We start from the raw sequence: 12,342 nt of genomic DNA, 5'->3' as shown, positions 1-12,342 counted from the left end.
GGGCTTCGCCGGGGTGACGATATGGGGCAGCGATGGGTTCTTATCCGCGCAACCTGGTATTGGACCTTCTCGCAGGTCTGGTGGACCCAGGTGCCCGCCATTCCGCGGCAGCTGCGCAGCTACCATGTCGACGATACATCGATTTGCGGAACACAGGCGCGAGACGATCCAGCCCGGTGCGCTCCAAAGCAATCGACACCTGCCGATTGGGGGGGGCGCGGGCTTTGGCAGCCGCTGTGAAACAACCTTGGAAAGCGCTACGCCGGACCGGCAGGACCGCAAAGCCGGCCTAGCGAATCGCTCTTGCACCGCGAGCCGAGTTCGCGCTCAGCGGATTTAGGAGAAGCGTATCGCCACCGACATTGCTCGTTCGGGGCGTCCGAATGGCGAGAGCGGCCAGATCTTTGCCGGTAGCGAGACCGGAGATCGTGGACCGCGCCACGTTGCGGTCGCGCTCGCTTAGAATTTGGTCGATCTTGTGAAATAGGTCGCTGGCGGTCACGATTCCCGGCACCTGACGGGAATCCTCCAACACCTGCAGCATCGCGGCCATCAGGGCTGTACTGCCGCCTGCCGGCCCATCGAAGGACGAGCGACCTTCCTTGGCGGAGAATAGAAAGCCAACCGAGTTCGGGCCCCCGAGGCGCTGTAGGCGCTGCTTGAAGATGGCTAGTGCCGCCTTTGCGCTGCCCCCCGCTTCGCAGGCATCGACAAGAAAAAGGATGGTTCGCGCTTCTAGTGCAGCAACCTCGTCGACGAGCCAGCGCATCGACATGACGCTGTCCCGATGCCCGACTAGGAAAGGTTGAAAATCGCGCGGCGCATCTACGTCCGGAAAATAATAATCAGCCGATTCTGGCGATTCGTAAGGATCGAAATATCCATGACCAGAGATTGCAATCAAAACCACATCTTCGGGATAGACGCTCGCCGATAAGCGATGGAGCGTGGAGGATATGCTATCCCGCGTCGCCGCAGCGTCGATAATAGGTGGCTGCATTTGAAGCAGAAGTGGTGAGCGCTCGGCGAGTACCTCTTGAAGCTTCAACCGAAATCTAGTCAAATCCTGAACGGGTGTCTCTAGCTTGCAAAAAAACTGTTGAGCCTCACAGCTGCCTTGGGCCGGGTCGCCGCGATACGCGCTGACTCCAATCGTTATCAGGTGCAGCACGGGGCGACGCGGTTGCGAGGCGGCAGGTACATCAAATTCGATCCGCTCGGATCGTTGCTCACCCTTCCCATCATGGATCTGCGCATAGACGGTATTTCGCGCACCCGGCACCACAGTGAAATCCGTTTCCCAGCAGGTGCGCGTGCCTTTGCGACCCCCGCAATCCACAGGATGGAACGGGCGGGGTAGATAGCGCCCCTCATGGACGAGGTACGGCGCGTTCGTTCCGGGGTTCGCTGCCAAGGGGCCAACGATGGCAAGCTGCGCGACATACCGTCTGCTCCCGCGAGTCTGCGGTAGCGGCGTCGCAAGTTGCAGTTTGATTTTTGGTTCGCGCGGGATGGGCGCGCACGCGCTCGAGGGACTGGAATCGTCCAAAGCGTTGCGGACTTGTTCGAGCAGACCGGCAGTTTCGCAACGTTTGGCAAATGCGCCGAGCGGATAGGAAGTTCGTTTCTCAAGATGTTGGTGAAGCGCCCAGTCGATCTCGGCCAGGCTGTGCGGATGTGCGTCGACACGCGGTGTATCGCCGGGGAAGCGGGCAGGGGCGAGAACGGCCCAGCCATCCTGTTCGATCGGCAGCAGTTGGGCCAGAGGCGTCGTTTCCACTCCGCTGGGATCAAGCCTTCGCAAGGTGATGGTGCCGTTGGTGGAGAAGAAGAAGCCCCGGCTTACGGCGCGGGCGTCCCACGGATCGAAAAGCGCACCCGCTGCGTCGCTTTTCAGAATTTGGCGCGACGCGAAGCTGCCGTGCTGCAGGTCGTCGCTGGACTGTGGCTCTTCGGACTGTGGCTCTTCCCACAGCTGAACGCTGCCGTCTTCGAAGGTTGCAAGAACGAGCGGAGAGGTTTCGACGTCCAAACTTGGGCGACGCCGCACGTCGAAGCTGATCGCCCTTGCTCCGCTGGCCGCTCGCAGTTCGTGCGTCGATTCGGCGCTCGATCCGGTTCCCCAGCGGTCTATTGCTACCAATGTGCCCCTACAGCGGCCACTTGCAGTCAGAATTTCTGCTGAATCACAGCGCAGACCGATCAACCACCGGTCAGAATGGTCGTAGGCGAGATCGATAAATCGGCCACCGGGCGCCAATGGCGCGCCTTCCAATCCCGGGCGGAACTGCTGAAGCCCGTGATTGGGATCTGACGTCGCAATCTCTCGGCCATAGGCGGCGATTGCGACTGCCGTGGCGTGCGGCACCGCCAGTGCGTGGTCGAACGCGAGGCATTCGCCTTCTCGAAGCACGCGATAGACATCGACGCGATCTTCGCGAGCGAAGGCGACATAGCTGCCCTCGGGAGAGACGGCGATCAGGTGCACACCGTCCAGTTCAAACAGCGGCCGTCGGCGGTCCGCGTGGATCGAATACACTTGGCCTCGGCTGGTCAGTATCAATGCGGCTCGGCGGCCGCCAAGCGCCCGAAGCTGAACCGACTCCCCATGCACCAGCATCGTTCGTGAAGTGCCCTCCGCAAAATCCCAGGCGCGCACGGTGTGATCGGGGTGGGCGGTGAAGAGGACCGATCCGTCGGTAGCGATCGCCGCCGCAACGACCCTTCCAGCCGGTTTCGGCAGGAACAAGTCGCCAGGCGAGTCGGGTAGATCCTGTGCCTCGGCAAAAACTACGTTAAACCAAAGGGATAATGCAGTAAATGCGCTGAATAGAACCAGCCTGAAGGTCATGCTGCGCTCCATCGCCAGGTGAAAATCGACAATAACCCCGGAGATCGCCATTACATCTCAAGGTGATAACTGGCAAGCACGGATAGGTATAGAGTGGATATATCAAGTATATTGATATGACCTGTCAAACGTGAGAAATTTGACTCGGGGACTCGGAGGGGTGACATGCAACATAGTTGTAAGTTGGGGCCGTTGGTGGGTTTATTTTATGTGACTGCATTGCAATGCCAACCGGCACATGCACAGAATTGCGGTCCGACTCAGCAAGGCCCTAATTCTGGACCGCCGGTACGTGGTTTCGTGGGCGGTCGGGAAATTGCTGGCCGTGCACCGGGAACGAATACGGCGCGCTTGTTCCAGTCCAATTGTGCGCGGGCGAATACGATGGTGGCCACAGGCCAGGCGGGCATCGCGCTGTTCGATCAGATCCCGAACGAAAATGGTAGCCGTTCGATATGGGCGGCAGGTGGCGTGTTCGACACAAGGATGCGAACAGATGACAGCCGCGCCAAGGGCGCCTCTGCGGTGGCGGCAGCGGGAACGGACCGGCCGATCGGCAGGCAGGACCAGTTGGCTGTCGGTATTGCGCTTGCTGGGATGCTAGTTCAACCTGATCTGGACGTGCCGCGTTATGGGCAGAGCGCCAAGATCCGGGTGAAGGGTGCTGGGCCCCTTGCCTATTTCCAGTATACGCCCCGTGCGGGCTGGGCTGAAGGACTGGTCGTCCGCGGCACTGCGACGGTGTTGCTGCTGGATAATGACAGCACGGCAACCGTCTTCGGGATCAAGGCACCAAAGGGCCGGAGCGGCGGCGAACATTTCGCCGGCGAATTGCGCGCCGCCTATAGCTGGCAGCTTGGCCATGGCCGGCGATCGTTCCTGAAGCCGGTGGCCGGTATCCGCCTGACCCATACCGCCTTTCGCGATCCTCTGCTCGGGCATCAAACCGATAGTTCGGTCTTCGGGAAGGCGTTTCTCGAGCACGAGATCTATACGGATGTGACGCTCTATGGCGCTGGCGGTGCGGAGGTGCCGCTATCCCGCCTGAAAATCGGGATCGATCCGGTGGGGCCGGTGGACCTGCGCAACAACGTGCCGGCGCTTTTCGCCTATCAGGCTGGCCTGCGAGTCCGCGGTGGCAGGCGTTGGAGCTTCGGCGCGGAACTGAGCGGCAAGGACGGCCGCGGGCTGCACCAGCTCGGCGGTCTGGTGCGCCTCCGCTACGACTTTGACAAGCGCCTTGGAGGCTGACGCATGCGACATGTCCGGCGGCGAGGTCGGGCGGTCCTGCGCATTGTTCGCCGATGGATTACGCGGCAAGCGGATGCGGGAGAAGTGCGGCGCCTGCAGCGCCTCTTGGCCGTGTTCGCGATCGTTGCTTTCACGTCGCTGATGATCGCGGACTCTCCTTTGGTGAAGGAGGCGCGGCGGAATATCGACGCGCAATTGATGGAGATCTTCGGACCCAGCGTGCTGCCGGCGCCGAGCATCCCAATGGCGCTGGTCGAAATCGACGACCGCACGATGGTTGAGCAATGGGGGAGCGACGGCGCGCTGACGCCGCGCGATCATCTTGCCTCGCTGTTGCGCGCTGTGCTGCGCCAGCAGCCGCCTTATCTGCTGCTGGACCTCGACCTTGGCTTCGGTGGCAGCGATCCGGCGCTCGCGGCGGTACTTTCCGATCCTGCGTTGATTGGCGCTACGCATGTGCTGCTCGCGCGCAGCCAGCGCATCGATCCGCGACCGCAGGAGCGGGCCGACGCGGTGGCGGACCGGGCGCACCGGCCGCACACGCTACTCGCCAAAAGCTATTTCCGGTTCTCGCCGTTCGAAGCCTTGGTCGCCTCGGGCCCGGCGCACAGGCATCTTCACTGGGTTACCGCCGATCTAGTCCGCGATGAGGAGGATCAGATGTTCCGCACGCTCGTCGGGTGGCGGATCGGCTGCGATCAGGCGGGCAAGCCCATGGCGCTGCTGGCCCCCGGCTATTTGATCCGCATTTTGGAACAGGCCAGACATGTCGGCCGTGACGGTGGCGACGCGGCCGACATGTTGACCCAGGCGCTCGCCAAGGGATCGCGCAACTGTCTGTTGTCGGCGCCGGGCGGGCCGCCACCGGCCTTATTCGCTGCACTTCGACTCTGGGGGGTGCGGAAGGACGACCCCTGGTTTCGAGAAACCGGCCAGTATCTGGCGCGCCGGTCCGTGATCGCCTTCCCGATGGAAAATCTTTGGGAGAACGGTGCTGCGGCGCCATCGATTCAAGCGCCCCCCTATGCCGCCTTCGTCCGGGTATCGGCAGCAACGATCACCACGGCGCGCGAGACACCGGCAGCACGGGCCTTGAAGAACCGCCTTGTGATCATTGGTCGCACCGATGGCGACAGCGGCGATCACGTACGATCACCGATCGGGACGATGCCGGGCTCCGCGCTGCTGGCAAACGCAATTTATACCGTCACGACGCTGAAGCGACCGTTACGGTCCGGGGCATTATTGACGATGCTGACGCTTGCGATCGCACTCGGGGCGTTGATCGTGGATGCCTTCATCGCGCCCGAGGCGCATACTGTCCTGTTGGCACACCTCCTGTTTGTACCGGCGTCGAGCATCGTCTGGGCAGTACTGCTCTTTTTCGGGCACTGGATGGACCTCAGTATCGCCCTGTTTGCCTTTTCAATCACCAAGCTGCTCATCGACGCCTTAGAATCGCGTGTCCGCATCAGATCGAGACGGAAGGAGCCCCCATGCGCGTCTACGCGTGCGCCCTGACCCTGCTGTTCGCCGCACTCCCTCGCGAGCCCCTACCGCTTGGGGAGGGGCAGCAAACTGCGCGGCAGCCTGGGCCTCGACAGCCAGAGGCGACACCGTTGGTGCGCCCAAACCCTGCCGTGACCGCGCAAGTGCCGCCGGCAACTGGAGAGTCGGGGTTGTCAGGCGTAATCTACCGATTTGTCAAAATCGTACGCGCTTATCTCGGACAGGATCCGACCAGCGAAGTTTCTGTTCGCTCGAAAGGCGCGGCGCGGCTGTCAATCGTGGGAATCTCCCCCGATACGATCTCCTATGTGCCCGGCTCTACAGAGGATTTCGTGATCCCGTGGCGAAGTCCGGTAGCAAGCCAGATTGAATTGCTCCGGGGTGAGACGGTGCTGGCCCGTGCGGAAGCCGGGCCCGGTCTTCATCAATTACGCGCACCGCATGCCTTGGAACGGATCGGTCCGCTGGAAATACGGGTCGCTGAGACACGCAGCGACGGATCGCTCCTGCACTCCACCTTCCATGTCGAAGTTGTGGATAGTTCGAACGTGCCGGAAACCCCCGCCGGTTATCAGACGCCGGGTCTTGATGCTTTTGGCCACAAAATCGAGCGCGCCACTTATTGGGCGCTCAACAACAACTTGTGCTATTTGGATCAGGATACACCGGAATGCGGCGCCTGGCGGCTGGCTGCATATCAGGAGGGATTGCTGCTGCAACTGGCCGGAACACCCGAGCAGAAGGCCGTGGCTGCGAGATTTACTGCAGCATTGGAAGCGGTACGCTGAGGTAGGTCGCTACTCTACTGGAGGTCGCCTCGACGCATCGGCTGGCCGCCCAGGCAACCCCGCTGTACGAGCGGTTCGATGGCTATGCGCTCTCACCGGATCTCGTCTCTTCCGGAATTGCCGAGCTTCGACGACAGCCGGGCTTCGGCTTGACCGCTTCCTGATCGAGAATCCGGGTCGACACTGGTCCCTTCATTGCCAAGGCCGTAAGCGTCCGACCGCCATGTCGCTGGCTGATCGTTGGTATTTCAGTCCTTGGCCGCCAATCGAACAGGTGCGCCCGCAAACGCTGCGGCAAGGACCTCTTCAACCTGTCGCGCAATCCCGCGGGTGAGGTTCGGCGGCACCTCGACCGAAAAGCCTCGCGCAACCAGCCCATCGATTGCCCAGCGGACGCAGTAATCGGCGGCGACACCGATTATGGTACCCTGCTCGATGCCGCGAGCCTTCAGTTCTGCGAAGAAGGCGTCGCGCGCGGTGGTCTCGCCGCTTCCGATTGCCTCGATCATCAGGTCAGGCTCCGCCCACATGTCGAACACGCCCTTCTCGATCCGGTAGGTTGGGATACCCGGCGCGATGGCGTTCGCATCGAGCACGTTCTGCCACCCCGGTGTGCCGCGCACACAGTGGATCGGGAATTGCTCGGCCTCGGCCGATCCGGGAAACGTCTCGGCCAGATGGGTGTCGAAGGTGAACAGAACGCCTGCCGTTTCCGCCGGATCTAGCGCTTTCAGCCAGGCCTGCATTGGCCCGATCAGCGCCTCGGCGCCGTCCACCGCCAGCGCGCCATCGGCGCGCATGAAGTCGGCCTGGGTATCTACCGCCACGATGAAGCGCCGCATGGTCTGTCTCCTTCTTCCTTTGACATATGTGCGGCTAGCGCATAAGTAAAGCGTATTACGCATATAAGGTGGGGCGATGGACGAAGCAGCCTTTCTCGATGCCTATGACGCCACCACCTATGAACGTCCGTCGGTCGCGGTCGACCTCATCCTGATGAGTGTGGTCGACGGCGCACCGGCGGTACTGCTGACACGACGCGACCAGCCGCCCTTCGCCGGTGCCTGGGCGCTGCCCGGCGGCTTTGTAGGGATCGGGGAGAGCCTCGACGCGGCGGCGCATCGTATCCTTGCTGCCAAGGCGCGGATGGCGGATGCCTATGTCGAGCAGCTCTATACCTTCGGCGCGGTCGAGCGCGATCCGCGCACCCGCATCATCAGCGTCGCCTATTTCGCGCTGCTGCCCGCCGATCGCTTCGTCGCTGCGCTGACGGCCGCGCCCGAACTGGCGCTGGCGGAACTCACCGTGCCCTGGTCCGGCGAGGCGGGCGGCCCGGTCGAGGCGCGGATCGGCGAGGGGGACCCGCTCCCGCTCGGCTTCGACCACGGCGCGATGCTCAGCCTTGCGGTCCGCCGCCTGCGCGGCAAGCTCGACTATTCGGGCATCGCCTTCGCCCTGCTGCCCGAGCGTTTCACGCTTCGCGCGCTGCAGGATGTCTACGAGGCGATCCTCGACACCAAGCTCAACAAGCCGGCCTTCCGCCGCCGCATGCTTGATCGCGGCTGGCTGGAGGCGACCGGCGAACGCGAGACCGGCGCGTCGTTCCGGCCGGCCGAACTCTATCAATATCGTCCCCCAGTAGGAGAAGCGTAAGGGCTCAGGCGCGGGCGCGGGCTCGTCTTCTGCTTCCGGCGCGGATTACACCTGACAATCGGCTTGCTCGTTGCGTTCACTGGATTTGTGGTGGTGCTTGAGCCGAAACGGGACGCTTCGGCAACGGTGCCCACGCCGCCGCTCTGCTCCAGCAAATAGCCGCCAGCCCGATCCGGAGGCCGGCGGCTATCGGATCAGGCCTGCTCGGCGGCCCGGTCCAGCGCCTGGCCCAGGTCGGCGAGAATGTCGTCGATATGCTCGAGGCCGATCGACAGCCGGACATAGCCTTCGGACACGCCGGTCACCGCCTGCTCCTCGGCGGAGAGCTGGGAATGGGTGGTCGACGCTGGATGGATGGCGAGGCTGCGCGCATCGCCGATATTGGCGACATGGTAGAAGAGCCGGAGCGCGTTGATGAAGGCGCGGCCCGCGTCGCTGCCGCCGGCCAGTTCGAAGCCGACCAGCCCGCCCTGGCCGCCGGTGAGCACGCGCGCGGCGCGGTCGGCCTGCACGCCGATCTGCACCGAAGGGTGGATTACCCGCGTTACCTCAGGCCGCGACTGCAGGAAGGCGACGACCTTGGCGGCGTTTTCGCAGTGGCGCGGCATGCGGAGCGGCAGCGTTTCCAGCCCCTGGAGGATCTGGAAGGCGTTGGTGGGCGAGAGCGCAGCGCCCAGATCGCGCAGCAGCACCGTGCGGGCGCGCAGGATATAGGCGATCGGCCCCAGCGGCTTGGCCGCCTGGCTCCATACGGCGCCGTGATAGCTGGGGTCCGGCGTGTTGAGCAAAGGCTGGCGCTCGGGGAAGGCTTCCCAGTCGAACGTCCCGCCATCGACGATCATGCCGCCGATCGAGGTGCCGTGGCCGCCGATATACTTCGTGGTCGAATAGACCACGATGGCGGCACCATGATCGAACGGCCGGGCGATGAGCGGCGCGGCGGTGTTGTCGACGATCAGCGGGATGCCGAGCGGGCGGCCGAGCGCTGCGATCTCGCCGATAGGGGCGACGATCAGCTTGGGGTTGGGCAGCGTCTCGACATACCAGGCACGGGTGCAATCGTCGCTGGCGCGCACGAACGCCTCCGGATCGGCGGGATCGACGAAGCGGACCTCGATGCCCATGTCCTTCAGCGTGTTGGCGAACAGGTTCCAGGTGCCGCCATACAGGTCGGTACCGCTGACGATATTGTCGCCGGCGCGGGCGAGGTTCTGTACCGCATAGGCAGACGCGGCCTGGCCGGACGCCACCGCCAACGCCGCCGCGCCGCCTTCGAGCGCGGCGATGCGCTGCTCCAGCACATCCGTCGTCGGGTTGCCGAGCCGGGTATAGATGTTGCCCAGCTCGCGCAGCGCGAACAGGTTGGCGGCATGGTCGGTGTCGCGGAATTGGTAGGAGGTCGTCTGGTAGATGGGCGGTATCACCGCGCCGGTGCTTGGGTCGGCGCGCCAGCCGGCGTGCAGGGCGAGCGTTTCGGGGTGCAGCGGGCGATCGGCCATGGTGTTTCCTCCTCTCAAGCGGCGGTCTATCCTGTTGACGAGGATGCTAACGGGCGTCCTCGCGAAGGGGAGATAGATTTCCTTGGGATCGCCCCGGCGAACGCTCAACCATGGCACCGGCGCGGCCTCCGGCGTCGGCAGCGCAGCAGGCCGGTGACGAACAGCGCGATCGGCGCCAGCCCCGCTGCCAGCGCGAGCAGTCGCCCGGCCAGTCCGAACGCCTCGCCGCCATGCAGCGGGTGCAGCCAGTTGGGCAGTACGTCGCCGCCGCTTTCCGCCCGCCCGTCGCGCACGGCGAGGATCCGGCCGCTATAGGGATCGAGCCAGACATTGGTGCGCGGGAAGCGCCGGCTAGGTTCGCCGGGGCGGGCGAGGTTGATGCGGATCGGTGCGGTCGCTCGTGCGGGCGTCTCGATCCAGGCGAGGTGGCCGTCGGGAAAGCGTTGCTCGGCGCGCGCGACGAGGGGGGCGAGCGGCAGCGGCTTGCCGGTGGGTTTCACGGTGAGCGCGGGGGCCGTGAACAGCGGCGACAGCTGCCGGAGCAGGGGCCGCACATGGTCAGGCAGGTCGAGCCGCACGCCGATCGGCAGGCCGAGCCAGAGATGGACCCGCCGCACCAGCACCCGCAGCGAAGGGCGCGCCATCGCCATCAGAAGCGGAAGCGCGCGGCGCCGTAGAGCGCACGTGGATCGGCCGGGCCGTCTGGCAGAACCAGGGTGCGTCCTCGCTTTTCGTCGAAAGCTCTTGTGGCGGGAGTGCCCAGGTCACGCAGTCTCGCGTACGGACGTGAACAGCTGCTGCTGCTCGCCCAGGCCTTCGATCCCGAGCCGAACGATGTCGCCATGCTTCAGGTACCAGGGTTCCGGTTTCTGGCCGAGCCCTACCCCCGGGGGCGTCCCGGTGGTGATGATGTCGCCGGGTTCCAGTGCCATGAAGCGCGAACAATAGGCGACGATCTGCGCGACCGAGAAGATCATCGTGCGGGTCGATCCGTCCTGCACGCGCTTGCCGTTCACTTCCAGCCACATCGACAGCGCCTGGGGATCGCCCACCTCGTCGCCGGTCACCAGCCAGGGGCCCACCGGGCCGAATGTGGGGAAGCCCTTGCCCTTGTCCCAGGTGGGGCCGCGCTCCTGCTGCCAGTGGCGCTCGGAAACGTCGTTGACCACGCAATAGCCCGCGACATGTGCCAGCGCGTCGGCCTCGTCGACGTCATAGGCTGCGGTCCCGATCACGACGCCGAGTTCGACTTCCCAGTCGGTCTTGGTGGAATCGCGTGGGATGATCACCGGATCGTTGGCGCCCTGCAGGCAGTTGACCCATTTGCTGAACACCACCGGCTCGGACGGGATGGGCAGGTTCGATTCCGCGGCGTGATCGGCATAGTTCAGGCCGATGGCGATGAACTTGCGGGTACCCGCCACCGGCACGCCGTAGCGGGCGTTGGCGGGTGCCAGGGGCAACTGATCGACCGGAAACGCCGCCAGCCGCTCCAGGCTGTCCGGCGACAGTGCTGCAGCGTCGATGTCGTTGACGACCCCGGACAGGTCGCGAATGGCGCCATGGGCATCGATCAAGCCGGGCTTTTCCGCGCCAGGGGCGCCAAAACGGCAGAGTTTCATCAGACATTGTCCTTGTAGGGAAGAAAAGAGGGGTGCGCCAGCAGCGTGCGATCGACCGCCGCGATGGAGGAACAGCCGGCGAGGGTCATCACCACGCGGAGCTCGTGCGCCAGCATCGCCAGCATCCGGTCGACGCCAGCTTCTCCGCCGGCGGCCAGCGCCCATAGCCAGGCCCGGCCGAGCAGTACACCGTCGGCGCCGAGCGCCAGCATGCGCAGCACGTCGAGCCCGGAGCGGACGCCGCCATCGGCGAGCACCGTCATCCGATCGCCTACTGCATCGGCGATGGCAGGGAGGGCACGCGCGACCGACAGCACGCCGTCGAGCTGGCGCCCGCCATGGTTGGAGACGACGATGCCCTCCGCGCCAAACTCGGCCGCCGCGCGGGCATCCTCCGGATCGAGGATGCCCTTGATGACGAGCGGCCCATCCCATTCGGCGCGCAGCCAGTCGAGATCGTTCCAGCGGATGCCGGGATCGAAATTGGCCGCCATCCAGCCGATATAATCCTCCATCCCGCTATCGGCGCCGAGCACCGGGACGAGGTTGCCCAGCTGGTGCGGCCGCCCGCGGATGCCGACGTCCCATGCCCAGCGCGGCTTGCCCAGCGCCTGGAGGAAGCGGCGGGCGGGGCCGCCCGGCCCGGACATGCCCGATCGCGGATCGCGCTGGCGGATGCCGGGGGTTGGCATGTCGACGGTGAATACGAGCACCTCGGCGCCCTTGGCTTTCGCCCGGGCGATCAGCTCGCGCATGAACCCACGGTCGCGGATGACATAGAGCTGGAACCACAGGCGGGCGTCCGGCGCCCCGGCGCGCAGTTCTTCGATCGAGCAGATGCCGACGGTCGAGAGCGTGAACGGCACGTCGTGCCGCGCCGTCGCCCGTGCCGCCTGCACCTCGCCGCGACGGCGGAACATGCCGCCGATCCCGATCGGACCCAGGGCGACGGGCAGGCTGACCGGCCGGCCGAACCAGCTGGTCGAGCAATCGACCTTGGCCACGTCCTGCAGCACCCGTTGCCGAAGCGTCACCGCGGCCAGATCGCGGACGTTGCGGCGCAGCGTCAGTTCGTCGAGCGCGCCGCCATCGGCATAGTCGAACAGGAAGCGTGGCAGGCGCCGCCGGGCGACGCGATGGAAGTCGTTGATCGAGGCGATGATCGGCAT

At 64.7% G+C, this 12,342-nt stretch carries 10 protein-coding genes; 4 read left to right on the top strand and 6 right to left on the bottom strand.

What is annotated here, in order from left to right; genetic code table 11:
• Positions 1-289: 289 nt before the first annotated feature.
• Entirely contained in the window at positions 290-2,902 is a 2,613-nt protein-coding gene (locus SAZ01S_RS15790; RefSeq protein ID WP_084583236.1) for a caspase family protein, read from the bottom strand.
• 333 nt (positions 2,903-3,235) lie between these two features.
• On the opposite strand from SAZ01S_RS15790, the gene SAZ01S_RS15785 reads away from it, so the two are divergent.
• From SAZ01S_RS15785 to SAZ01S_RS23740, 3 genes are all read left to right on the top strand, one after another.
• Positions 3,236-4,102, top strand: a complete 867-nt coding sequence (locus SAZ01S_RS15785; RefSeq protein ID WP_084583235.1) for an autotransporter outer membrane beta-barrel domain-containing protein — start codon at positions 3,236-3,238, stop codon at positions 4,100-4,102.
• Between the two features lie 111 nt (positions 4,103-4,213).
• Positions 4,214-5,623: a CHASE2 domain-containing protein gene (locus SAZ01S_RS15780; protein ID WP_245824931.1), complete on the top strand. Its 1,410-nt coding sequence runs from the start codon at positions 4,214-4,216 to the stop codon at positions 5,621-5,623.
• Positions 5,599-6,399, top strand: a complete 801-nt coding sequence (locus SAZ01S_RS23740) for a hypothetical protein (RefSeq protein ID WP_139810106.1) — start codon at positions 5,599-5,601, stop codon at positions 6,397-6,399. Before SAZ01S_RS15780 ends, SAZ01S_RS23740 begins: the two co-directional genes overlap by 25 nt.
• 248 nt (positions 6,400-6,647) lie before the next feature.
• On the opposite strand, the gene SAZ01S_RS15775 is transcribed toward SAZ01S_RS23740, so the two are convergent.
• On the bottom strand, positions 6,648-7,241 hold the full coding sequence (locus tag SAZ01S_RS15775) for a cysteine hydrolase family protein (RefSeq protein WP_084583233.1): 594 nt from the start codon (positions 7,239-7,241) through the stop codon (positions 6,648-6,650).
• A gap of 76 nt (positions 7,242-7,317) precedes the next feature.
• Between SAZ01S_RS15775 and SAZ01S_RS15770 the strand changes: the two genes are divergently transcribed.
• Positions 7,318-8,052: an NUDIX hydrolase gene (locus tag SAZ01S_RS15770; RefSeq protein WP_084583232.1), complete on the top strand. Its 735-nt coding sequence runs from the start codon at positions 7,318-7,320 to the stop codon at positions 8,050-8,052.
• A 194-nt stretch (positions 8,053-8,246) separates the two neighbouring features.
• Here the strand turns inward: SAZ01S_RS15770 and SAZ01S_RS15765 are convergent, their stop codons facing one another.
• From SAZ01S_RS15765 to lldD, 4 genes are all read right to left on the bottom strand, one after another.
• Positions 8,247-9,551: an O-acetylhomoserine aminocarboxypropyltransferase/cysteine synthase family protein gene (locus SAZ01S_RS15765; RefSeq protein ID WP_084583231.1), complete on the bottom strand. Its 1,305-nt coding sequence runs from the start codon at positions 9,549-9,551 to the stop codon at positions 8,247-8,249.
• A gap of 104 nt (positions 9,552-9,655) precedes the next feature.
• Positions 9,656-10,195 carry a PepSY domain-containing protein gene (locus SAZ01S_RS15760; protein WP_218018099.1) on the bottom strand — a complete coding sequence of 180 codons (540 nt, stop codon included), beginning with the start codon at positions 10,193-10,195 and terminating at the stop codon, positions 9,656-9,658.
• 120 nt (positions 10,196-10,315) lie between these two features.
• On the bottom strand, positions 10,316-11,173 hold the full coding sequence (locus tag SAZ01S_RS15755) for a fumarylacetoacetate hydrolase family protein (RefSeq protein WP_084583229.1): 858 nt from the start codon (positions 11,171-11,173) through the stop codon (positions 10,316-10,318).
• The gene (gene lldD, locus SAZ01S_RS15750) at positions 11,173-12,342 is read right to left on the bottom strand and encodes an FMN-dependent L-lactate dehydrogenase LldD (protein WP_084583228.1); all 1,170 of its coding nucleotides are present in this window, start codon (positions 12,340-12,342) and stop codon (positions 11,173-11,175) included. The genes SAZ01S_RS15755 and lldD overlap by 1 nt, the downstream gene beginning before the upstream one ends.

The sequence above is a fragment of the Sphingomonas azotifigens NBRC 15497 genome (genome assembly GCF_002091475.1).
Classification (GTDB): domain Bacteria; phylum Pseudomonadota; class Alphaproteobacteria; order Sphingomonadales; family Sphingomonadaceae; genus Sphingomonas; species Sphingomonas azotifigens.
The sequence above is the reverse complement of the archived record's forward strand: the minus strand, read 5'-3'. Positions and strand labels throughout refer to the sequence as shown.